Raw genomic sequence first — 22321 nt, forward strand, 5'->3', positions numbered from 1 at the left:
TTCTTAGGTTGTAAGATGCCCCGGAGCTAAAAATTCCTCGCTCGACAGAGGTCTGGACTAACGTAGAGCACCCGAAGATTGTGCCAGTTCGTCCCAGACTGGCTAAAAAATATTTTTTTTGTGTTCCGCTTGCTTCTGACTTAAATTATCTATAATCAAAAAAAAATAAGTAAATGTACGGTTGCTTTTTACCGGAGTTACCGAATTAAGGGGTACTTTGTCCTTAAATATTTGTTAAGGTAGAGCTCAACTCAGTAGAAATGCTGTAGTATAGAGCAATAACCGATTCAGGGAGGTTATGTAGTTTCACATCAGAAACTTGAGAGCGGGCAAGAGCCCGGAGTCAAACTCCCCTAAGGAAAGTGTACGTTTTCATATTGAACTTTTGTAATCACCTAGAGGCTAAACCATGATTTTTGGAATAATTGGTTCTACTTTCGTAGCTTACTTTTTGCTAATGTCGATCGCTAATTACGGCGACACTGGAATGTAGATTAGTTAAGGCACTTATGCACCGAGACATAAGGCAGCAAGCAAAAAAAGCTGTTTGACAACTTCGATTAAGTCTCAGCTTGGGCCATGTCTGTTCTGTAAGCTCGGACAGAAAAATCGATGGATGAAGGAGTCGTTAAGTACCGCTGTGACTGGGAAAAAGCAGACCCTGTACCTGCCCGGAACATAGCAGATTTGATGGACTGGCGCGATCGGCTCCACGCGTGGGGATTAATTGGCGTCTACGAAAATGGCATAGGGTTTGGCAACGTCAGCGTCAGACTAGGCAATTCTTGCCAATTCGTGATTTCGGGAACCCAAACTGCACACTTAAGGGTTCTCGGGCCAGAATCCTACTGTACTGTTACCGAATTTAACTTAGAACAAAATTTCCTCGGCTGCAGGGGTCCCGTACAAGCTTCGTCGGAGTCCCTGACTCACGCCGCCCTTTACCTTCACAGAAAGGATATGGGCGCAATAATTCATGTCCACAATCCTAAACTATGGCAGCAACTGCTGTTTAATATTCCTACTACTAGAAAAGAAATACCTTACGGCACTCCCCAGATGGCCTTAGAAATGTTTAGACTTTTTGAGGAGGAGAATTTGGCACAGCGCCAAATTCTGGCGATGGCAGGTCACGAGGACGGCATTATCTGTTTTGGCAGCACCGTGGACGAAGCTGGCAAAGTGCTTTCGGCTGTGATTGGTTACACATGATATCTTGCACTATTCTCAGAAAAAGCTAAGAAACCTGGTTTATTGACAAAAAACCTAGGATTTTACCTGTGTCTATGGCAAGAAACTTAGGTGGTGACGTGGATACCTGATTTGAGTTAGACTGAGGTTTACGCTTGACCTCGGGTCACTGACTCGATTTAGCCTAATGGGTTCAAAACTTTTGAAGTGCCTCTTGCCTCTGCGGTAAGGGAAAGATATTTTTAAATAGAAACACATTATATAACAAAAGCTGAGAGTCATCGTGAATCAAACTAAACTTGTAAGCTCCAAAGAATTGCAATCAGAGGTCTCTCGTCTCACCGAAGAGCTGCAAATGCGCGACCAATTGGTGCAGCAGTTGTCTCAAGAACTTTTTAGACTGGTGAAGGGTAATTCTAGTTTTGTGCCGGCGCCGGAAGTTTCCGATCGCCACCAAGCTCAAATGCAGGCAATGCGGGAACAACTGCAAGCTGTTGAAGAACAGGTGGGTTTTTATCAGGAACAAATCGCAGAGAGGGATGCAGAGGTTTACCAACTGCGGCAGTCGGTGCAAGAATTGACCGATCGCTCTCGGATGCTAGAACAGGTGGTTCAGGAATTGCCAGGGGTTTACCGCCAGAAGTTTGCCGAGCGCATTGAGCCGATTAAGGAAAAGTTGGAGCAACTGCAAAAGGAAAACCGCCAGTTGCACACAGAGTTGCAAAGCGTAACTTACCGTCTGGCTGTGCGGAACCGCAAAGCTAAGGGCCTGGATCTGCCGAGTGTCGATGCTGAGGATGATCGGGGAATTCAAATGCCGAGCTTTGGCAATGTCTAAGGTTTTGATTGTGGCGGGTGGTGAGAATGATCCGGCCGCAAGTCTCAAGGCGGCGATCGCTCAATCTCATCCTTTAACTGAAGTCAATATCTGTGGGGTTTCTGAACTCAATTCTGGCACGATCGCTCCGGGTGGGGCTATATTTTGTCCTTTGACGCTGAATGTGCCAGAAAATGTGGCTTTTCCGGCTCAAGAGGTGTTTCGATTTTGTAGCAATGTTTCGGTGGCGCGCGATCAAGTGTCCCAGGAGTTGCTTTTTCCCGTCGGCGGTGGCAATTTTTGGCTGCCTGTGGTGTTGACGGCAAAGGGGCCACTGTATGCTGAGGTGATCGCTGGGGAACCGGACAAGCTGTCTGGCGAGTTGAGTTACTCTCAACCGGTGCATTTGTCGGATGTTTGGCGACAGCAGTTGTATGAGTTGGCTTACCGCTTGCTGAATCTTTTAAATGCGCCACCGGCGACTTATTTGATGCAGTTCGGGTTTGTAGGGGAAAGGATTTGTTTCGATCGACTTTGGCCTTTTCCGGCTGCACCTGCGATCGCTTCTGTCGGCGTTCAAGTGCCGAATTTATTTGTTTGTCATTGGTATTGCTTGACAAATAAACCTATTTATGATATGCAAATTAGCTCTGCGGTTGCTGGAAGTCTCTTGCAAGTTTGAGATTTAAACTCGGGATCTCATTTTAATCAAGCAACTAAAGCCGGAGTTTCAGTGGAGATAACTTGCTCGAAACTCTCGAAGATTTCAAAGAGTTGGTCGAGTTGAGTAATTTCAAAAATTAGCTTGACTGTGGCTGAGAGGTTGCAGATGACGAGGCGGCATCCACGGTGGCGGGCGGCGTTGAGTCCGCCGACTAAGGCGCAGATCCCGGAACTGTCGATGAAATCTACGGCGGCCATGTCTATTACCCAGAGTTTGTGGCGATCGGGCACAATCTCGGCTAGCTGTTGCTGGAGGAGGCTGCCGGCTTGGGAGTCGAGGCAGTTGTGAGGTTGAAGGACGATGGGTGGGTTGAAGTTGGGAAATTCCATAGCAGTTATCCTACGATCGTAAAGTATGAATAAGTTAGTTTAGTTGCTGACTCTCTTGAGAGAGTCAGGGGATTTCAGCGTATGTTTTAGGATGGGCGATCGCCCTTGTGGGAATCGGTGGGGAGAGCGGTTGTGATAAATTTAGTAGGAAAGTGGCTAGCGATCGCGCGGAAGGCAACCGCAACAATTCTCTATTCATCTAGTATGCCTGAAAGCTTAATTTTTAGTTGAGCCAGCGATCGCGACAACAGTGTGTTCTTCATCACAGCGAAAGATTGCACTATTGGCTGAATCGAGCCAATATATAAATGTATTGAGCTTTGCAAAAGTTTACGAAGGCAGTATCGAATGTCTTTTGAGTTTTTATCGTTAGAGACTATTCAGCAGTTTGCGCGCGATTACGGCTACTGGGCAGTATTTCTGGGAATTTTGCTGGAAAATCTGGGAGTTCCTCTTCCAGGCGAGACTATTACGATTGCTGGCGGGTTTTTAGCTGGCAGCGGGGAACTGAATTACTGGTTTGTACTCGGCAGTGCGATCGCTGGTGCGACTGTGGGCGGAAACCTTGGGTATGCGATCGGCAGGTACGGTGGCTGGCCACTGCTGCTGAAGCTGGGACAATTTTTCCGCTTTCGAGAAGAACAACTGTTTGACTTAAAAGAACAGTTTAGCAAAAATGCAGCTAAAGCCGTATTTTTGGGCCGTTTCATCGCACTGCTGCGAATTTTTGCTAGCCCCCTAGCGGGTATTGCAGAAATGCCTTTTTGGAAATTTTCGCTGTTCAATGTTCTGGGTGCTGCAAGCTGGGCATCTGTAATGGTGAGTTTATCTTACTTCTTGGGACAAGTTGTGTCTTTGGAGAAGTTGGTAGCTTGGGCAGCTCAATTTGCTGTAGTTGCTTTGCTGTTAGCAGTTGCTTGGATTGCAATTCCTATTTGGTTGGAGTCGCGGAATTTGGACAAGACTAAATAAGATTGGTGGTTAGACTTTTTGCAAGATTTATGGATTTTCTGTTTTTAACCGCAGATGAACGCAGATATTATCTATTTTTGCAAAAAGTCTAATGGCAGCCTATTAATAAGTCAGGAATTCAGTCCTCAAAATCATCCAGTTGGTTACGTGTCTAGATTCTCTGGCTCTCGCTGAATGCACCAATGAAACACCTTATTTACGATGCAACCCAAAAAATCCGCAATTTTAGCTTGATTATTTCCGTTATTTAGCAATAACATAATCATAATTTTCCTCTAATATCTCCTTTTGGTTGCTATTTTAATGCTGATTGCAGTTGCTCTATTTGTTTTGGATTCAGATATTTTGGAGCGGCTACTTTTGCACTCAGTGGTGACGGAAACAATTGGGAATTATACCGTATTTAAAGGCATAATAGCTTGTTTAAATTTCATTTAAAATTGTAGCAACGAGTCAGCAGTTGTGAATTTATTTTTGTCTTTCTTCCTCTGTGTCTTCTGCGGTTACTTTCACAAGTATAAATTTAACCGCAGATGTACGCAGATTGATGATGAATGTAGATTGATATTGTCTGTTATTGCACAAAGCGAAGCAATCTTCACCCCCTGCGATTGCTTCCTACTAATTACCCATTATCCATGCTCAATTCTCCTTTCCCCTCAATCACTTCCCCGATCGCGTACGCACCAATTCCCTGAGATTCAAACCATTTAACAGCCTGTTCTACTTCCCTGGGAGCGACCAAAAGCACAAACCCAATTCCCATATTAAAAGTATTGAACATATCTGCTGTGGCAACTTGGCCCGCTTCAGCAATCCAGTCAAAAATTGGCAAACTTGGCCAGGTATTGCTGTCAATTTTCACAGATTGATTGGCTCCCAAACAGCGGGGCAAATTTTCCGGCAAACCGCCGCCCGTAATGTGAGCCATGCCGTGAATTTCTAAACCGCTCTTAATTGCTTCGAGGACTGGTTTTACATAAATTTTAGTCGGAGTTAGGAGGACTTCGCCCAAACTTTTGCCGCCCAATTTTTCGGGTTGAGAATGCCAATCAAAACCCAAATCGCCCGCAATTTTTCTCACCAAACTAAAACCGTTGCTGTGCACGCCCGAACTGGCCAGCCCCACAGCCACATCTCCCACCTGCACCCGCGAACCGTCCAACAATTTGCTCTTTTCAACAATTCCCACACAAAACCCCGCCAAATCGTACTCACCCGCTTGGTAAAAACCGGGCATTTCTGCCGTTTCTCCTCCGAGCAAAGCACAGCCCGCTTGCTTGCAACCGTCAGCAATGCCGGCCACCACCGCAGCTAATTGTTCGGGATTTAACTTTCCCGTGGCTAAATAATCGAGAAAAAAGAGGGGTTCGGCCCCGGATGTCAGCACGTCGTTGACGCACATCGCCACCAAGTCGATACCTACCGTGTCGTGACGATCGAGATTGTGGGCCAATTTCAACTTAGTCCCAACACCGTCAGTACCCGAAACCATCACCGGCTCTTTTAAACCCTCCGGGACGCTGAAAAACCCGCTAAACCCGCCGAATCCGCCCAAAACACCCGATCGGTGCGTGCTCTTGACCATACTCCCGATGCGCGAGACAAAAGCTCTGCCCGCCTCAACATCCACACCTGCTTCTCGATAATCCATAAGTCCGCCAAATCGATTTCCAGTTTTTAGTTTATTCCCATAACAGTTGACAAACAGCTTTTTTCACACTAGCCATTCGGCAGCCCACAAAATACACTAAATTTTTGTAAATTTTTGTAAACTTTTCGGGAATAACTGAAACGGCTGTAAGCACTGGAACTAAAGGATTTTATGATAGAGGGTTTTGACAAAATTTGAGGAAGATTTGGTGAAAATCGCGATCGTAGCGATCCCCAACCACAAAAGTTTGTGGTAGTCTGTTGCAGTTCGTGAACAAAACACAAATTGCGGATCGAGTACGAGTTGTCAAATGTCAGGGAAGTTTCCGCCAATTTTTTTTGGGGTAGAAGCATTAAAGCAAAAACGCACCCGGATACTTTGCTTTGACTCACGGGGGAATGGCGAAGGGCAAGAGAGAAATCCTTGACGCCCGCCGCCAAATGGCCAATCCTCCAATCTCGGTTGGCAATGGCTATTCACAAAAATGGACGTATGAAGGAAAAATTTGTTGGTGGTCTACTCGCTGTCCTGTTAGTTCCTGTGGTAGGAACGGCATCCTCTTGTCACGCACAAGCAACAGATGCCGACAACCAAAACTCTCCGGTTTCCGAGCAAGTAATTGCCACCCAACCGTCCCGGCAGTTAAACGCGAGTCGGGTCGAAGCGCAAAAAGTCGGACAGTATCAGTATCAAGCCAGAGCTGAAATTGCCCGAGACTCGATCGCCAAAATCCAGCCCCATGAGTTAGACGGGCGACAAGCAGCGACAGTCTACGTGCGAAACATTCCAGTCATCACCTTTCTGAACGCCAATCCGGAAACAAACACGAAAATGGGAGAAACTGGCAACAGCCAAGCCGGTGCTAGCAGTCCGTCGAAAGTAGCGGGCGCGACAGAAAATCCCAAAATCGGAAATATTGCCAGCAAATCCAGCAACCAAGAACCTGATCCAGTTTGGCGGGCATCAACCTTAGCAGCAAGACTCAACCAGCTAGCCCGCAACAACATCGATCCCAACAGCATTACCGTTAAGTGGGAAAAAGGCAATCGCTACATTATCCAGGCAAACGGCGAGGACTTGGTAAACATCAACGCCGAAACCATCCTCCCCGACACCACCAGCGACTTTAGCCGAGACGCCCTGCAAGCAACCAATCGCCTCCGCCGGCTTCTGGGCAACGCCCCACCCCTAGAAGAAGTCGCAGGCAAACCCCAACCAGAATCCCCCGTGCTGTCTCTAGGCCCAGTTCAATTGCGCCTCAGCGGCTGGGCTTCGTGGTACGGCCCGGGATTTGACGGCAACCTCAGCGCCAGCGGCGAGCGTTTCAACCAAAATGATTTGACCGCAGCCCACCCCAATTTGCCTTTTGGAACGAGAGTCATGGTGAGAAATCTCGACAACGGCCGCACCGTAGTCGTCCGCATTAACGACCGCGGCCCCTATGTGGGCGATCGGCTCATTGACTTGTCCGCCGGCGCCGCCAACGTTCTGGGAATGATGAGCAGTGGTGTTGCGAGAGTGGAAATCGAAGTGATCGAACCGCCGCAGCAAACAACTCGTGGACGCTGAAGGCTACTCTTAGGCAGAATACAAAAGTTATCCGAAGTGTAGAAGGCAGAAAGTAGAATAAAACTGACATCTTGCACCATTCTTTGTTGAAGAGGCCCGAAAGCCTGTTCTTGAGGATGGTGCAAAATGTCAAGTCGAACAAATTCTGACAAACAAACTCTGCATTCTGCCGAATGCCTTCAGGAGATTCTACCGGTGCGCCTGTTTACTACCATTGCAGCACTTCGCTGCTACTTAAATTTACAAAAGTCTGCTGCACCTAATTTGACAGTCGGTTTGGTGCCGACGATGGGAGCCTTGCACGCAGGGCATCTGAGCTTGATCCAGCGGGCAAGGCAAGAAAATGCGATCGCCCTGGTCAGCATTTTTGTCAACCCGCTGCAATTTGGGCCGACAGAAGATTTTCAAGATTATCCTCGGAATTTCGAGCAAGACCGGCTGTTGTGCGAACAAGCTGGAGTTGACGCCATATTTGCTCCCTCAGCAACCGAAATGTTTGGCAACCAAGCGGTTAATTCCCTACGTGATAGCTTCGCCGCGCGTACAGAAACAGAGCAAACCGCCCAAAAACAGATAGAGATTCACTTTTCATCCTTAACTCAAGTAGTGCCGCCACCGGCCATGACATCGGTTTTGTGCGGCAAAGCAAGGCCCGGTCATTTTCAGGGCGTCGCGGCAATTGTTACTAAACTTTTGAGTTTGGTGCAGCCGACAAAAGCTTATTTCGGTCAAAAAGACGCCCAGCAGCTAGCAATTATTCGGAAGCTGGTCTTGGATTTTAACTTGCCTGTAGAGATTGTCGCTTGTCCGATCGTCCGCGAAGAGTCGGGACTGGCAATGAGTTCTCGCAATCAGTATTTAACAGCAGAGCAAAAACAGCAAGCCTCGGTACTCTACCGCGCGCTGCAACAAGCCTCGGAAACTTTTTCTTCAGGCGACCGTATCGCAGCGGCCGCACTCGCTGCGGTGCGTGCAGCAGTCGCAGAAGAACCCGCAGTAAAGCTCGAATACGCCGAACTCGTCGATCCTCACACTTTGACGCCCTTGCAGGTTGTGGAAACAGCGGGACTTTTAGCCGTGGCTGCCAGAGTTGGCTCTACTCGTTTGATTGACAATATAATTCTCAGGAATCGCCGGCCCATTGTGGCGATCGACGGCCCGGCGGGAGCAGGCAAATCAACCGTAACTCGCCTTGCCGCAACTGCTTTAAACTTGTTTTATCTGGATACCGGCGCGATGTATCGGGCGCTGACTTGGCTGGCATTGAAAACAGACACGCCGATTTCTGACGAATGCGCGATCGCCGAATTAATCAGTGCCAGTTATTTGGAATATAACCTCGATCCCGCATCAAAGATGTTGAAGATTAACGGCGAAGACGTAACCGAGGCAATTCGCAGTTTGGAAGTGACATCCCGCGTCTCGGAAATGGCGGCAATTCCCGCCGTGCGACAGTTTCTGCTAGAGGAACAGCGGCGCTGCGGCACAAAAGGCGGAATTATAGCAGAAGGCCGCGATATCGGCACTAACGTGTTTCCCGATGCGGAACTGAAGATTTTTTTGACGGCTTCGGTACAAGAGCGATCGCGCAGGCGGCTGTTAGAACTTAAAGATACCGATCGGGCTAATATTAGCTTGGCCCAATTGGAACAAGACATCGCCCTGCGGGACGAAAAAGACAGCACCCGCGAGGTTGCACCTTTGCGTAAAGCGGCCGATGCTGTGGAAATTCAAACAGACAATCTGACTGTTGCTGAAGTTATCGATCAAATTGTCGGCTTGTACAAAGAGAGAATCGGCCCTAAAAGTTAATTTTAGGAGTGGCGGGCGGGCGATCGCCCTCATATCAAATGCGGTTAAACTCACATCTTGCATCATTCTCGCTTAACAGGCTTTCGGGTCTATCCCACAAAGACTAAATTTTCTGGTGGGGTGGCCTCTTCTAGCCCGCCCTTGAAAGGCTTATTAACAAGAGTGCAACATCTCACGTTAAACCAACTTGCAGTGTCAGGTAGGGACGCGGGTCGATGGGGGCTGAGTCCCTAAGAATATCGTGCCATTAATCCGATTTGAGCGCCGTCCCCCTCCCTGGGGAAAAAGTTCAACCATCCCTCGTTTTCATGGGTTAGGGGATTTCGGGCGCACAAATCTTAATTTTTTTTATCCGGAGGGACTTCCCCGCGTTGAGTTATTTCCAGTAGCATTTTTACGGGTAGTCCAATTTAAGATTATCCTCTTAAGTGGATTAACTTGATATCAACATAAAATCTAAAATTAACTGTGCAAAGTGTGAAGGAGAGAATGACGTGACAAAATTGAAACGGCTGTTGATGAGGCGAAAAACTTTAATCGTTGCTTTTATCGCCGCCACAGGAAGTTTTTTGCTGGGTGTGACGTTGCCGATGAACTTGCGGGCAAATCAGCCATTGGCACCGATTCAGGCGCAAGTCTTGGCCGTATCCCACTCCCAAGAAGAACAGCCAATATCCAATATTAATCAGTTCTCGCAGGCGATCGCCCATCGAGTTGAGCTTTCCGAACAGGCTCTAGCCCAATTGCAAGAAATTCGCTTTCAATCAGGGGTACCGTCGCAGTTTCAAGGTACAACTATTCGTGAGGCAAAACTCGACTCCCAGCACAAGGCGATCGCCCTGACATTTGACGACGGCCCCTGGCCGACAACAACTACACAAATCCTAGATATTCTCAAAGAAAACAATATTAAGGCTACATTTTTCTGGGTAGGAAGATACCTGCAAACTTATCCCGAAATTGGCAAACAGGTCGCACAAGCCGGTCACGCGATCGGCAACCACACTTGGAGCCACGAATACATTAAGTATAACGAAGACGGTGCAGCTCGCGAGATCGATCGCACTTCATCCTTAATTGAGGAGTTGACCGGCATCCAAACATCGATGTTCCGCCCGCCCGGAGGCATTTTAAACAATGGATTGGCAGCTTACGCTCAAAAGAAAAATTATGCGGTTGTGATGTGGTCTGCTGATTCTTTTGATTGGCGCAGTCTTACGGAATCTTTGATGGACAACGTGATGAGGCAGGCAAATTCCGGCGCGATTGTGTTGATGCACGACGGCGGCGGCAATCGATCGAGAACTGTAAAAGTTTTGCCTGATGTTATTGCTCGATTGAGAAAAGAAGGGTACATTTTCGTAACCGTTCCCGAGTTATTGCAGATGCAAGAACAAGAGTTACAACATCAGGAAACAGCCCAAAAATAACCATGTGGAAAATTCGCCATTTACACCATTTCCCCCTTTTTTTGTAAGTCGTTAGATAGATTTTTCATAACTATATCGCGCAGGTGAATGTTAATCGCAGTTATAAAATTAATACACAGACGGCTGTGGTAATCGCTACCTCCCGCCATCGCGTACACCAAACTGCGCCGATATTCATGCCGAACGGTATTATCACCTTCGAGGGCAAGGTAATCTTCGGGGCTAAACCCAGACGGGATGGCAATCATAGCGTTAGAGCCAAAATCGATACCTTAATTGTAGCCCTATTACCAATTTAGGCTTGCATCTAAGGGCAAATCCTCCAATTGGGAATTAACCCAATTAGCCGCCGCCAAACCAGACCGCAAAGCACCTTCTATTTGACCTTCGCCGCACAAATCCCCCGCACAAACCAGCGGCAAATTCCCGCCAGCAGGCAAACAAGAAACAGGCAAAGGATTTCTACAAAAAGCATAGCGCCAGCGGTGAACCTGCAACCATTCCGGCTGTTTCAGCCAAGGGATTAAATATTCAGAAGTGCGAGCGATCAATTCTTGACCGACTGTTGGCAAATCAACTGATTCTAGATGGCGTTCTGCCAAATTTGCGCTGCTGTGAATCACAAACACCGGCTGCTGCGGATCTAGTCGCTTGCTACTATCTAAACCAACCCAAGCTAAATCAGCATGATCGGGAAAAGAAACAGATTTCCACTGCGGATTTAGATTACTTAAATCTTTCTGTTTTGTCGCAGAATAGCCAGCCATAACGGTAATGCAAGGGTCGTACTCCACAGAACGCAATTTTTCAAGAAAATCAGGTTTAAAACCAATTTCCGAATTCAAAAACATTAAAGCTTGAGGAGCAGGAATTGCCACCACAACAGCCTTAGCAATCAATTCTTGAGGCGTCTGTAAATTGTCATCAGTCACTTCTAGGGAAAGATTCCACATTTGGTTATCTGTAGTAGAAATAACTTGTACGCGGCGGCCAAACCAAATTTCTAAACCCTCCGCCAGATACTTACCCACAGCATTCATACCCGCAGGTGCAACATAACAAGAACTAGGAATAGGAGAAAGTTTTCCCTGTCGAAATTCCCAGACAGTATCAGTCCAGAGTTTGAGGATGTGCCGATCGACCAAAGCCTCAATTAACCCCTGCACCGCATCCCCCTGCGGTTCCAGATACCGCGCCCCGTGATCGGCCCTAGAACCCTGTACGCGGCGGGTAGCAACACGTCCCCCCGCGCCGCGAGATTTCTCAACAACCGCCACAGAATAACCAGCTTGACGCAACCGTTGAGCGCAACTCAGCCCCGCCATACCCGCACCAATCACCGCAACATCGAACATAATCAATCAGTCAGCCTTGTGAATCTAAACATCAGCTTAAAGGCTGCGAGCTGAATTTGTACCTTACCGATGACTCAAAAGACCCATAGCTTGCGGGGCCAGAGGCCATCGCCCTGCACCAAGTAGTAGAATAAAGGACAGCACGAATCCATGATTAAGACCAGATCAAAAAATGCCACTGTAGGTAAATCCTAAATCCTGATGGTTATCAACCAGCAGCAATCTAAAATCTAAAATCTAAAATCTAAAATCGAATATGGGAGGGCAAAATTTTGGACGAACTCAGAGCAGCACTCGAATTGACAACAGAAGAAGAATTGCAGCAACTAACAGAACTTCTGTTCAGCCGCAAGTTTAACCCTTTAGATTACGTGCAAACCCCCGCACCGATAGATGTACAAAGTCGCGATCGCCAAGCATGGCTCGACGCTGTAGAACAGCGATTTCGCTATCTTGCAGCCGACGGTTTGACGGTACTCAGAGGGCGAACCGAACAAGTAACTTACAGACAAGCACTAATTCAAGTTTGTCGCTATCTCAAAATCCCTTATCCCAGACAGTTGTCAACCACTGACTTAGAGGCAGAAGTATTTCTGCACTTAATGGGCCGCGCGTGGAAGCGTTTACCGGCAGATGAACAGCAAGCGCTGACACTGCGCGTACAGCGAGCGATCGTTGAGTCCCAACTCTCAGAACCCCTACCAATTTCTGCTGAAAAAGACCCGCTGGGTTTACTGTTCAAAGGCGGCAGTGCTTTAGCTGTTAGTTCCATCTTAAAACCAATGCTGCTCAAACTAATGGCCAATCAATTTGCGCTGCATTTTGCCACCTATCAAATGGCAAAACAAGGAGTGCTTGCAGGCACTGCAACCGCAGCAACCCAGTTTCAAAATTATGTCGCAATTCAGACGGCGCGGCGCGGTATGGCGGTGAGTGCGGCTCGTTACGGTGCGACGCGGAGCGTATTTTCGTTGCTCGGCCCGGTGATGTGGACTTGGTTTTTTGCTGATTTAGGTTGGCGATCAATCTCCACGAACTACGGTAGGATTATCCCGACCATTTTTGCCTTAGCTCAAATACGCCTGACGCGATCGGAATGCGTTTGGGAACTAGCTTAACGATTGTAAATTGTAGATTTTAGATTTGAGATTGGGAGTGTTGGTGAATATCAAAAATCGGTTGAAATTAGCTGCCAAACAGACAGCCGAAAATCTCAAGTCTCGCCTCCAAAAACATCCAGATCCCCGCCTGCAAATCCCTTGGAATTTCGCTCAAGTGGGGATGCTGATTTTTCCCTTAATTCCGATTTTGGGAGCTTTAGGTTTATTCCTGGGATTGGCCGGCACTTGCAAGCAAAAGTTCCGTCAAATTAGTCGCCGCCCGCTGAATGGAGGATTCGCAATTCTCAGCGTGCTGCTAGTCATCACAGCCGTTTTTGCCCACAACCGCATTGAGGCTTTTGTAGGGTTGTACAATTTCTTGCCCTTTTTTATATTGTTTGCCGCTTTCAGCCGTTTAATTCAAACTTCGCCTCAATTGCGGCAATTGTCTTGGATGATTGTAATTAGTTCAATTCCAGTGATAATTTTAGGCCTGGGACAGCAATTTTTAGGCTGGAGCGGCATCGATCAATTGCAGCCTGTTTTTGGCTGGGTACTTGCACCCCAAGGCAATCCCCCCGGCCGTATGGCTTCTGTATTTATGTACGCTAATATTTTAGCTTGCTATCTGACAATTGCTTTTATTTTAGCACTGGGACTGTGGATGGGAGAAGGGTTCGGGAACGCTCCAGGTAAGGGATTTAACGGATTTACCCGCTCGATTTTGAGGGAAGAGGAAAGAGGAAAAAAGGAAACAATTAATGAACCGCTGATTCCCGATTCGCAATTTCCGATTCGCAATTTCCGATTCCTATTTTTAAGTTGTGCAGTGATCGGAAATGCTGTTGCTTTGATTTTTACTAATTCTCGCAATGCTTGGGGACTGGCAGTTGTCGCAGTTTTGGCTTTTGCATTTTATGTGGGTTATAAAAAATTATTAGCTGCGGTTTTGAGTGTGGCTAGCACAATTTTTTTGTCGGCCTTTGGCCCGCAACCACTGCGGCAATCTTTACGAAGAATTGTTCCGGCTTTCTTTTGGGCTAGACTCACCGACGAGATGTTCCCAAATCGGCCGACTGCTACTTTGAGAAAAACTCAGTGGGAATTTGCTTGGTCTATGACTCAGCAGCGTCCTTGGACTGGTTGGGGATTGCGAAATTTTACGCCTCTCTATCAAGCTCAAATGCAAGAATGGCTCGGTCATCCTCACAGTTTGATACTGATGTTGACTGCGGAAACGGGAATACCCACAACGCTTCTGTTTTTTGGTTTAGTTGGTTGGGTTTTGGCTAGGGGTGTTTTGCTGCTGGCGAATTGGCCACTTTTTCCTGGGGATATTAAACCGGAGCAAATACCACCACTGGCAAAAGCCGAAAATGCTTTAGTGTTCAATCAAAACTCAATATCTATTATCACAAGTCCGGTGGTTGGTCAAGATGTAAGAGCGGCCGATCGCCTAATTTTTTTCAGTTATTTATTAGCCTTCGCCGCCTGTACGCTTTTTAACACTGTAGATGTGACGCTGTTTGATTTTCGACTCAATACTACAAGCTGGTTGCTGTTAGCCGCAATTTGCGGAGTCAGCGAGAGGGAATAGGCGATCGCGCATTGGAGGCAGAGCCTGGAAGGTTATTGATAACAAATAACAAATAACCAATAACAACTGCTAACAGTCAACAGTCAACAGTCAAGTGCCAACTGCCAACTGCCAACTGCCAACTGAATTCTTTTACTCTACCGTCACCGACTTCGCCAAATTTCGTGGCTGATCCACATCCAAACCCCGACGCGCCGCAATGTGATAAGCCAATAATTGCAGCGGAATCACTGTCACAATCGGCGACAACAATTCATCCACCAAAGGCACCGGCAAAATGTAGTCAAAAATATCGGCTTCCGCCACACCTTGCTTGGGCGTAACACCAATTAAACGGGCGTCGCGCGCCTTGGCTTCCTGAGCGTTGGAAAGCACTTTTTCGTAGACGCTTCCTGGCATGGCGATCGCCACTACAGGCACTTTCGCATCCAAAAGGGCGATCGGGCCGTGTTTCATCTCTCCCGCCGGATATCCTTCGGCGTGAATGTAGCTGATTTCCTTCAGTTTCAGCGCCCCTTCCAAAGCAATGGGAAAGTTAATTCCTCGTCCCAAAAAGATAAAATCTTGGGTTTCTGTAAACTGGTGGGACAATTCCTCCACATACTGTTCTTGAATCTCCAAAAACTTCTCAATTTCCGCCGGCAACTGGCGCAAACCAGTAATAATTTCTGCCAATCTCTCCGTGCTGATTGTTTGCCGCTGGTGCGCCAAATCCAAAGCTAAGAAATAGAATGCCATCAACTGAGTGACAAAAGTTTTAGTCGCCGCAACGCCGATTTCTATACCAGCGTGGGTGTTGATCACGTGTGGCATCATGTGGGCGATCGAACTTTCAGTCCTGTTAGTAATGCCTAACATTCTCGCCCGGAATTTATCAGTAAAACCCGCGCGGCGCTGCTGTTCCATCCCCAAAGCAGCCAGCGTGTCTGCCGTTTCTCCCGACTGAGTTACCCCAATAGTTAAAGTATTTGCTGTCAGCGGTGCCGGTGCGTAGCGGTACTCAGAAGCGTACTGCACCGCAGTGGGAATATTAGCTAATTGTTCCAACAAATATTTGCCGATTAGCGAGGCGTGCCAGCTCGTTCCGCAGGCGAGAATTGAAATTTGTTCGACATCAGCGCAAAGTTCTTTGGGCAAGTTGAGATTGATGGGAGAGCGCGGATTTCCTGGCTGCCAATCCCTGTCTAAATAAGCCTCTAAACAAGCTCGGACTACGGCTGGCTGTTCGTAAATCTCCTTGTGCATGAAGTGTTTGAAGCCTTGTTTTTCGACTAAAACCGGACTCCAACCAAGGATGCGCGGGCTTTTTTTCAGCCTTTCCCCTGCAAAGCTGTAAACTTCCACTCCCATCGAAGTTAGCCTTGCCAATTCGCCATTTTCCAAGGACAAAACAGTGCGTGTGTGAGATACTAAGGCGGGCGTGTCGGAAGCGCAGAAAAATTCGCCAGCACCAAAGCCAATCACCAAAGGAGCTTGCTGTCTGGCGACAATTATTTCCTCGGGAAAATCAGCGCAAATAACGGCGATCGCAAAAGCTCCTTCTAATTTATTTATTGCCTTTAAAACAGTTTCCAAAAACGATAAATCAGCAATTTTCTCGGTGTTTTTATCTTTTCCTTCTTCCTTCTCCCTTCTTGCTTCTTTCAAAAATTCAGCTATTAAATGAGGAATAACTTCTGTATCGGTATCCGAGACAAATTTATGTCCCTTTGCTTTCAATTCTTCCCGCAACTCGCGATAATTTTCGACAATTCCATTTTGAACTACCGCAATTCGCCCGCTATTATCTAGGTGAGGGTGAGCGTTATATTCTTCAGGCTTGCCGTGAGTTGCCCAGCGGGTGTGTCCGATGCCGATGGGAGCCGGAGAGTCTATCTCTGCTAACTTTTCCCGGAGGTTGTGCAATTTGCCCTTTGCTCGGATGCAGGTAATTTCTCCTTCGGAGATGGTAGCGAGGCCCGCTGAATCGTACCCCCGGTATTCTAGTTTCTCCAATCCTGCTAGCAAAATCTCGCTTGCTGCTTGCGTCCCGATATAGCCAACGATTCCGCACATTTAACGTACTACTCCTGCTTAGCGATCGCAATAAAACTCAAGTTTTATCATTTTTACCTTCTTCGGGCCCCGAATGCAGATTCCGCGACAAAAAAAGAGAGGGCAATGTAATCGCCCCCTCTCTTGTGCCCGTAATTCGATCGGCGTGTCGATCGATTTTTAGTAAGCTAGACCCATACTGCGAGTGGTTTCTGCTCCCAGGTAAACCCGGATGCTCAGAAAATCGGTAGGGCAAGCAGTTTCGCAACGCTTGCAGCCTACACAGTCTTCGGTGCGGGGAGAGGAGGCAATCTGAGCTGCTTTGCAGCCATCCCAGGGCACCATCTCCAAAACGTCAGTCGGACAAGCGCGGACGCATTGAGTGCAGCCGATGCAAGTATCGTAAATTTTGACTGAATGAGACATTGAATAAAGGCTCCCAACGAGTCACTAAAAATTTGCTGCCTCTGCGAATTAACAGATTTGACGGTGAGGTGCCACCGCTATAGCCTGCACAGAGAATTAAAGGTTAGTCTACCGCAGTGCCTGGAAGCACTTCGCGAAAAAGCGACAAAACTTCACAGTTATTCACCCTGGGAGTCTTATGGAACCCTTTTGGGATCTGTATCATTCGCCAACCGTTTGAGCATCAGCCTGATTAAATACAAATTGAGTTTAGCAGTAGGATTGGTGAGAGTGGGTTCAAAGTTCTTGACCAAACTGCGATGATCTTATCCGGGTGATACCCCTTACCCTTGCAGAATGGTAATCTTCGGAATATTGACGGGCCCGAGTGTGAAAATAATCGAGGTTGTGACTCAACATTTCAATCAAGCCACAGTCATCGGACACACTGGCTTTTGTGCAATGGATAAAAGACGGCAAGCTGACTGGTATCAACGGCTAGATGTTGTTTGATGCCATTGGTGCATTTGTAATGGCAGAAGCCTTTAGAGCCGATACTCGCAAAATGCACGTATTTTTCACCGCTACACGGAGTTATTAGAGGAATTCTAGGCGTTTGTTAATCAACTTTACGCTGTGAGCTAATGAAGGGAGATCGGGGAGCCAAGAAGAAACCCACGAGGCTAGCGAAGAGAATGGGTGTAAAAGTGCTAAATCCTGTCAACTTGGCGAGTAGCAGAGTTGTACTAATTGGAGTGCGAGTAACTGTTGAATTCAGAGCAGCCATTACACAAATCATTGCCAAAGTCTCGTTGGAGGCAGGACTAATGATAGCGATTGCCTTTCCTAAACAGGCTCCTATAAAAAACAGTGGGATGATAATCCCCCCCCGCCAGCCTCCATTTACGGTCGTACTAATGGCAAACACTTTAGCAATAACTAAAGTTAAGACAACTCCCAAAGAAAAGTTGCCCTCAACAATTTTTTCAATTTGATGTTCACCAAAGAAACGAGTGAGCGGAAATAAAGCTGATAACACACCAAGTGCTAGCCCGGCTAAAGTAGTTCGCACATAGATTGGGCTGGGTATTGAATCAAACAAGCGACCAACAGTGCGAAATACAGCGATAAAAAACCACCCCATAATCGCCCCTACAATTCCATAAGCAATCGCTGCGCCAAAGTCATAAAGGCTGTCCACATTGTATTGAGGAAAATGCCAGGTAGGACCAATTCCTAGCTGGGTAATTGCTACAAAGATGGTGTAACTTGCACAACTTGCCACAACCGCAGGTAATATTGCTTCAAAATACTCCACAACATTCTGATGATGCAGGATTTCTAAAGCAAAAAAAGTACCACCCAATGGAGCGCCGAACAAAACTGTAAAACCAGATGCCATGCCAGCAATACTCAAAGTTCGTAGTGCCTCTCCACCCAATTGAAAGCGATCGGCCAACCACGTACCAATTGAACCTGTGACTTGCACCATTGGTGCTTCTGGACCAGCACTGCCTCCACTTGCAATACTGATTAGCGACGACAGAATCATCGAAGGATTCTCGTTCATTGGTAACCGCCCGCCATTGAGATGAATGTTGTCAATAATCAACCCTATTTCGCCAGGATTTCCCAGCCAATGAATGAGCAAACCGATGAGCAAGCCGGCAAGTGGCATGATGATTAGTAGAGAAAGTCCACTAAAATATTCAAATCCCACCATCATGTAAGACAAAAATATCCAATAACTTGCAGCAAACAAACCACAAATGATTCCTAGCATTGCCCATAGGAATACCGAACGTGTGAGATTTACTGGGTTTCGTTTCATTGCTTATTCCTTGTCCCTAACTTGGCAGTTAGGAAGTCTTAAAAAACTATTTTGTGTAATTGTATACAATTTCTGTTGTCTGCATATTAACCTACCACCCCCCACACTTGCTTTTGAGTGTAGATCCGGGCTATCGAATGCGAAGAGAGCGATCGCAGTCTAACAAGGGCTGGCAACAGAACTGAGGCATCGGTTATCAGTGGTGTAGCCACCGTGCAACGCCGTTCGCTGAAGCCCCCGTCGTTAGACTGCTTCATTTATCGGTGGTGTCAATAGCTTAAGGAACCCATTTGGGTTCTCTGATGACGAGCTAAGATCAGAAATAAATGGCCTTGTCGAGCAACTTAACCGACAAAGAGTGATAACTCCGCAGCGCCATTGCTGCCCTACAAGAAGAAGAGTAGACCACCTCTGGGGACAAAACGACAAATTGTGGACGGTATCTTCTATCAACTCAAGAGTGTATGAGCGCGATCGAGCTTCCCGCTAGCACTCGGGTATAATTCCGCTCTAACGGGATTTGATATTAGAAAGGAGTAAAGTCCTTACTACAAAGCCGCGCAAATTGATCGACTAAAAGCCTAATTTTTCTAACACGGGCTTTGTGGAAACAATATGTCGATCGAGCCCTAGTTTTTTTGGCTCCACACCCAAAGCCAAAGCCACCAATTGCGACAAATGCAACACGGGCAAACCCAACTTGCGCCCGATTACTTTTTCCACCTCCGGCTGTCGCGAATCCAAATTTAAATGACAAAGCGGACAAGGCGTTACCATACAATCAGCGCCATTGTCAAGAGCATCTTGAATATGTTTGCCTGCCATCTGAAAAGATTGGTTAGTGGCATAACTCGCCAACGGCCAGCCGCAGCACTGCGTCCGGCCTCGATAATAAACCGGAGTTGCCCCGATCGCCCGAAACACATTTTCCATCGATTCCGGTTGGTGCGGGTCATCGTAAAGCAGCTTATCCTGAGCTCGCAGCAGGTAGCAGCCGTAAAAAGACGCGCACTTCAAGCCCGAAAGCTTGCGGGTGACTCGCTTCTGAACTTCCTCCAAACCGTAATCGGCAACGATCGCCCACAACAGATGTTTCACCTCGGTACTGCCTTGATAAGGCGAACAACCTTGTTTTTTTAGTAAACCGTTAACTTTATCTACGTAGTTGGGATCGGTTTTCTGAGATTCCTTGAGGCGATCGTCCACATGACCGATTACACCTTGACAAGTGCTGCAATGCGTCAGCAAAGGCAGATTCAGTTCCTCAGCCAAAGCAATATTGCGAGCATTGACAGTATCTTCGAGTAACTGCGAATCTTCCTTGAAAGTGCCAGAACCGCAGCAGGAAGCTTTTTTGAGTTCCACCAGTTCAATCCCCAACGCTTGAGTTAGCGCCATTGTAGACAAGTAAAGTTCGCGGGCCGCCCCTTGGGCAACGCAACCGGGAAAGTAAGCATATCTGAGAGTTTGGGATGGCATAGTTGTTTCTGCTGGGGACACAAGGTTCGGGAAAAGAAACTTGAGCCATCGAAGTCGGGAGGCTTCCTGCTTAGTTTTCCCTCTTTATCATTAACGTATCACCGCCTAGCTAGGAGTCAAGTGTCAGCTTTTCTCAAGCATTTTGAGTTGATGACGGACACACCATCGACCATAAATCCGGTTCCTCAACGTTATCAGGTGGCTAAACGAGATGATTGATTTTGGGCTATTGGGGTTTTTTTGCTTTAGTCCTAAAGTTGCTGCGATCGTCCGTGTTCCAATTGTCGCTGGCCCGTGTCACTTAGAAAAGCGGCCAGCCTTTCTCTTGTCGATCCCCCTTTCGGATAAGATTAGATACGCAGCAACCAATGAGGACACGATGTTATGAGCCAAGACGACATTTTTGCTAGAGTCCAGAAAATTGTGGCAGAGCAACTGGAAGTCGATAAGAGCGAAGTCAAGCCCGAAGCCAACTTTGCTAACGATTTAGGAGCAGATTCCTTAGATACAGTAGAGCTGGTCATGGCCTTGGAAGAAGAGTTTGATATTGAAATTCCCGACGAAGCAGCCGAAGGAATTACTACGGTTCAAGCTTCTGTAGATTTCATCAGCAGCAAACTTACAGCTCCAAAAGCATAAAATACCTGTCTTTTCCCCTAAGAGGAGAGAAGTTAGAAAACTGCAAACTCCTCTTTTGTTCTGCGTTCTGGGTGTTTAATTTTTTGAAACTGAAATCATGACAAATTTAGAGCGTAAGCGCGTTGTTATCACGGGTCTCGGCGCGATTACACCGATCGGCAATACCTTGTCCGAATATTGGGACGGGTTGCTTGCCGGGAAGAATGGTATAGGCCCGATCACCTTATTCGACGCGTCGCGACACGACTGCCGCTTTGCCGCAGAGGTGAAGGGTTACGACCCACACGACTATTTAGAGCGCAAGGAAGCAAAGCGGATGGATCGCTTTGCTCAATTTGGGGTGTCAGCCAGCAAACAAGCTGTTGCTGATGCAAAGTTTGAGATTAACGACCTGAACGCAGAACAGGTGGGTGTCATTCTTGGCACTGGCATTGGCGGCCTGAAGGTTTTGGAAGACCAGCAAGAGATCTATCTGAATCGCGGCCCCGATCGATGCAGCCCGTTTATGATTCCCATGATGATTGCGAATATGGCCGCGGGCCTGACAGCGATTCAAACGGGTGCTAAAGGACCGAACTCTTGCCCCGTGACGGCCTGCGCTGCCGGGTCAAATGCCGTGGGTGATGCCTTTCGCTTAGTTCAAGGGGGTTACGCGCAAGCGATGATTTGCGGTGGTACGGAAGCTGCGGTGACACCTTTGTCCGTGGCGGGTTTTGCTGCGGCGAGGGCGCTTTCGACTCGCAACGATGACCCGACTCATGCTTCTCGTCCGTTCGATCGCGATCGTGATGGTTTTGTGATCGGCGAAGGTGCTGGCATTCTGATTCTAGAAGAAATGGAATACGCTCTGGCCCGTGGCGCGAAGATTTACGCAGAAATCGTTGGCTACGGTTTAACTTGCGATGCGTATCACATGACTTCCCCAGTACCCGGGGGCGAAGGTGCATCGCGAGCAATGGCTTTAGCGCTCAAAGATGGGGGTTTGACACCGGATATGGTGAGCTATATCAATGCTCACGGCACGAGCACGCTTCCCAACGATTCTACGGAAACGAAAGCGATTAAAAAGACTTTGGGAGACCATGCTTACAAAGTAGCAATTAGTTCTACCAAGTCAATGACCGGTCATCTTTTGGGCGGTTCTGGGGGAATTGAAGCGGTGGCGACGGTAATGGCGATCGCCAATGACAAAATCCCGCCGACAATTAATTTGGAAAATCCCGATCCTGAGTGCGATTTAGACTATGTTCCTCATACAAGTCGCGATCTAAAAGTTGATGTGGCGCTGTCGAATTCTTTTGGATTTGGCGGCCACAACGTCACACTGGCATTCAAGAAGTTTGTTCAGTAACGGGCAATTTGGAAGTCGAGAGTTAAAAGGTG

Annotated in this window: 20 protein-coding genes; 11 read left to right on the forward strand and 9 right to left on the reverse strand. The window is 47.5% G+C overall.

From position 1 onward, the window contains the following. Positions 1 to 612: 612 nt before the first annotated feature. The 3 genes from QT994_RS00490 to QT994_RS00500 all read left to right on the forward strand — a co-directional run bounded on the left by QT994_RS00490 (position 613) and on the right by QT994_RS00500 (position 2690). Positions 613 to 1212 (forward strand): class II aldolase/adducin family protein, encoded by a 600-nt coding sequence (locus QT994_RS00490; protein WP_333048654.1) that lies wholly within the window; start codon positions 613 to 615, stop codon positions 1210 to 1212. A gap of 262 nt (positions 1213 to 1474) precedes the next feature. After that, a complete protein-coding gene (locus QT994_RS00495) occupies positions 1475 to 2029 on the forward strand; it encodes an Npun_F5560 family protein (protein WP_333048655.1) in 555 nt (184 codons plus the stop codon). Continuing rightward, on the forward strand, positions 2022 to 2690 hold the full coding sequence (locus QT994_RS00500; protein ID WP_333170813.1) for a hypothetical protein: 669 nt from the start codon (positions 2022 to 2024) through the stop codon (positions 2688 to 2690). Before QT994_RS00495 ends, QT994_RS00500 begins: the two co-directional genes overlap by 8 nt. Positions 2691 to 2716: 26 nt before the next feature. Here the strand turns inward: QT994_RS00500 and QT994_RS00505 are convergent, their stop codons facing one another. Then, the gene (locus QT994_RS00505; RefSeq protein ID WP_333048657.1) at positions 2717 to 3061 is read right to left on the reverse strand and encodes an STAS domain-containing protein; all 345 of its coding nucleotides are present in this window, start codon (positions 3059 to 3061) and stop codon (positions 2717 to 2719) included. A 64-nt stretch (positions 3062 to 3125) separates the two neighbouring features. Then, the gene (locus QT994_RS00510; RefSeq protein ID WP_333170815.1) at positions 3126 to 3260 is read right to left on the reverse strand and encodes a hypothetical protein; all 135 of its coding nucleotides are present in this window, start codon (positions 3258 to 3260) and stop codon (positions 3126 to 3128) included. Positions 3261 to 3409: 149 nt separating this feature from the next. On the opposite strand from QT994_RS00510, the gene QT994_RS00515 reads away from it, so the two are divergent. Next, the gene (locus QT994_RS00515; RefSeq protein WP_333170818.1) at positions 3410 to 4033 is read left to right on the forward strand and encodes a DedA family protein; all 624 of its coding nucleotides are present in this window, start codon (positions 3410 to 3412) and stop codon (positions 4031 to 4033) included. A 625-nt stretch (positions 4034 to 4658) separates the two neighbouring features. Here QT994_RS00515 and purM read toward each other — a convergent pair. Beyond that, positions 4659 to 5687 carry a phosphoribosylformylglycinamidine cyclo-ligase gene (gene purM, locus QT994_RS00520; protein WP_333170821.1) on the reverse strand — a complete coding sequence of 343 codons (1029 nt, stop codon included), beginning with the start codon at positions 5685 to 5687 and terminating at the stop codon, positions 4659 to 4661. A 492-nt stretch (positions 5688 to 6179) separates the two neighbouring features. Between purM and QT994_RS00525 the strand changes: the two genes are divergently transcribed. From QT994_RS00525 to QT994_RS00535, 3 genes are all read left to right on the forward strand, one after another. Beyond that, entirely contained in the window at positions 6180 to 7256 is a 1077-nt protein-coding gene (locus tag QT994_RS00525; protein ID WP_333170824.1) for a septal ring lytic transglycosylase RlpA family protein, read from the forward strand. Between the two features lie 195 nt (positions 7257 to 7451). Next, positions 7452 to 9068, forward strand: coding sequence for a bifunctional pantoate--beta-alanine ligase/(d)CMP kinase (locus tag QT994_RS00530; RefSeq protein WP_333171246.1), 1617 nt, complete (start codon positions 7452 to 7454; stop codon positions 9066 to 9068). A gap of 494 nt (positions 9069 to 9562) precedes the next feature. Continuing rightward, positions 9563 to 10498 (forward strand): polysaccharide deacetylase family protein, encoded by a 936-nt coding sequence (locus tag QT994_RS00535; RefSeq protein WP_333170827.1) that lies wholly within the window; start codon positions 9563 to 9565, stop codon positions 10496 to 10498. Positions 10499 to 10518: 20 nt separating this feature from the next. Here the strand turns inward: QT994_RS00535 and QT994_RS00540 are convergent, their stop codons facing one another. Continuing rightward, positions 10519 to 10746 (reverse strand): hypothetical protein, encoded by a 228-nt coding sequence (locus QT994_RS00540; RefSeq protein ID WP_333170829.1) that lies wholly within the window; start codon positions 10744 to 10746, stop codon positions 10519 to 10521. A gap of 39 nt (positions 10747 to 10785) precedes the next feature. Beyond that, the gene (locus QT994_RS00545) at positions 10786 to 11853 is read right to left on the reverse strand and encodes an FAD-dependent oxidoreductase (RefSeq protein WP_333170832.1); all 1068 of its coding nucleotides are present in this window, start codon (positions 11851 to 11853) and stop codon (positions 10786 to 10788) included. Positions 11854 to 12125: 272 nt separating this feature from the next. Here QT994_RS00545 and QT994_RS00550 point away from each other — a divergent pair, with 272 nt between their 5' ends. Continuing rightward, positions 12126 to 12971, forward strand: coding sequence for a YaaW family protein (locus QT994_RS00550; RefSeq protein ID WP_333170834.1), 846 nt, complete (start codon positions 12126 to 12128; stop codon positions 12969 to 12971). Between the two features lie 43 nt (positions 12972 to 13014). Beyond that, a complete protein-coding gene (locus QT994_RS00555) occupies positions 13015 to 14550 on the forward strand; it encodes an O-antigen ligase family protein (protein ID WP_333170837.1) in 1536 nt (511 codons plus the stop codon). Positions 14551 to 14682: 132 nt separating this feature from the next. Here QT994_RS00555 and glmS read toward each other — a convergent pair whose 3' ends face one another. From glmS to QT994_RS00575, 4 genes are all read right to left on the reverse strand, one after another. Continuing rightward, positions 14683 to 16605: a glutamine--fructose-6-phosphate transaminase (isomerizing) gene (gene glmS, locus QT994_RS00560; RefSeq protein ID WP_333170839.1), complete on the reverse strand. Its 1923-nt coding sequence runs from the start codon at positions 16603 to 16605 to the stop codon at positions 14683 to 14685. Positions 16606 to 16764: 159 nt separating this feature from the next. After that, complete coding sequence (gene psaC, locus QT994_RS00565) at positions 16765 to 17010, reverse strand: photosystem I iron-sulfur center protein PsaC (RefSeq protein WP_015175986.1); 246 nt, start codon at positions 17008 to 17010, stop codon at positions 16765 to 16767. Between the two features lie 598 nt (positions 17011 to 17608). Continuing rightward, positions 17609 to 18820 carry a chloride channel protein gene (locus tag QT994_RS00570; protein WP_333048669.1) on the reverse strand — a complete coding sequence of 404 codons (1212 nt, stop codon included), beginning with the start codon at positions 18818 to 18820 and terminating at the stop codon, positions 17609 to 17611. Positions 18821 to 19393: 573 nt separating this feature from the next. Then, positions 19394 to 20299, reverse strand: a complete 906-nt coding sequence (locus QT994_RS00575) for a CoB--CoM heterodisulfide reductase iron-sulfur subunit B family protein (protein WP_333170843.1) — start codon at positions 20297 to 20299, stop codon at positions 19394 to 19396. 384 nt (positions 20300 to 20683) lie between these two features. On the opposite strand from QT994_RS00575, the gene acpP reads away from it, so the two are divergent. Both acpP and fabF read left to right on the forward strand, forming a co-directional pair. Further along, positions 20684 to 20938, forward strand: a complete 255-nt coding sequence (gene acpP, locus QT994_RS00580; protein ID WP_333048671.1) for an acyl carrier protein — start codon at positions 20684 to 20686, stop codon at positions 20936 to 20938. Positions 20939 to 21035: 97 nt separating this feature from the next. Continuing rightward, positions 21036 to 22289: a beta-ketoacyl-ACP synthase II gene (fabF, locus tag QT994_RS00585; protein WP_333048672.1), complete on the forward strand. Its 1254-nt coding sequence runs from the start codon at positions 21036 to 21038 to the stop codon at positions 22287 to 22289. Positions 22290 to 22321: the final 32 nt, after the last annotated feature.

The sequence above is a fragment of the Microcoleus sp. S13_B4 genome, assembly GCF_036700885.1.
Taxonomy (GTDB): domain Bacteria; phylum Cyanobacteriota; class Cyanobacteriia; order Cyanobacteriales; family Microcoleaceae; genus Microcoleus.

Coding starts and splice junctions, on each gene's coding strand:
- purM (WP_333170821.1), bottom strand. CDS start 5,687: ATGGATTATCGAGAAGCAGGTGTGGATGTTGAGGCGGGCAGAGCTTTT.
- acpP (WP_333048671.1), top strand. CDS start 20,684: ATGAGCCAAGACGACATTTTTGCTAGAGTCCAGAAAATTGTGGCAGAG.
- QT994_RS00500 (WP_333170813.1), top strand. CDS start 2,022: ATGTCTAAGGTTTTGATTGTGGCGGGTGGTGAGAATGATCCGGCCGCA.
- glmS (WP_333170839.1), bottom strand. CDS start 16,605: ATGTGCGGAATCGTTGGCTATATCGGGACGCAAGCAGCAAGCGAGATT.
- psaC (WP_015175986.1), bottom strand. CDS start 17,010: ATGTCTCATTCAGTCAAAATTTACGATACTTGCATCGGCTGCACTCAA.
- QT994_RS00515 (WP_333170818.1), top strand. CDS start 3,410: ATGTCTTTTGAGTTTTTATCGTTAGAGACTATTCAGCAGTTTGCGCGC.
- QT994_RS00525 (WP_333170824.1), top strand. CDS start 6,180: ATGAAGGAAAAATTTGTTGGTGGTCTACTCGCTGTCCTGTTAGTTCCT.
- QT994_RS00570 (WP_333048669.1), bottom strand. CDS start 18,820: ATGAAACGAAACCCAGTAAATCTCACACGTTCGGTATTCCTATGGGCA.
- QT994_RS00545 (WP_333170832.1), bottom strand. CDS start 11,853: ATGTTCGATGTTGCGGTGATTGGTGCGGGTATGGCGGGGCTGAGTTGC.
- QT994_RS00510 (WP_333170815.1), bottom strand. CDS start 3,260: ATGAATAGAGAATTGTTGCGGTTGCCTTCCGCGCGATCGCTAGCCACT.
- QT994_RS00490 (WP_333048654.1), top strand. CDS start 613: ATGGATGAAGGAGTCGTTAAGTACCGCTGTGACTGGGAAAAAGCAGAC.
- QT994_RS00575 (WP_333170843.1), bottom strand. CDS start 20,299: ATGCCATCCCAAACTCTCAGATATGCTTACTTTCCCGGTTGCGTTGCC.
- fabF (WP_333048672.1), top strand. CDS start 21,036: ATGACAAATTTAGAGCGTAAGCGCGTTGTTATCACGGGTCTCGGCGCG.
- QT994_RS00540 (WP_333170829.1), bottom strand. CDS start 10,746: ATGATTGCCATCCCGTCTGGGTTTAGCCCCGAAGATTACCTTGCCCTC.
- QT994_RS00505 (WP_333048657.1), bottom strand. CDS start 3,061: ATGGAATTTCCCAACTTCAACCCACCCATCGTCCTTCAACCTCACAAC.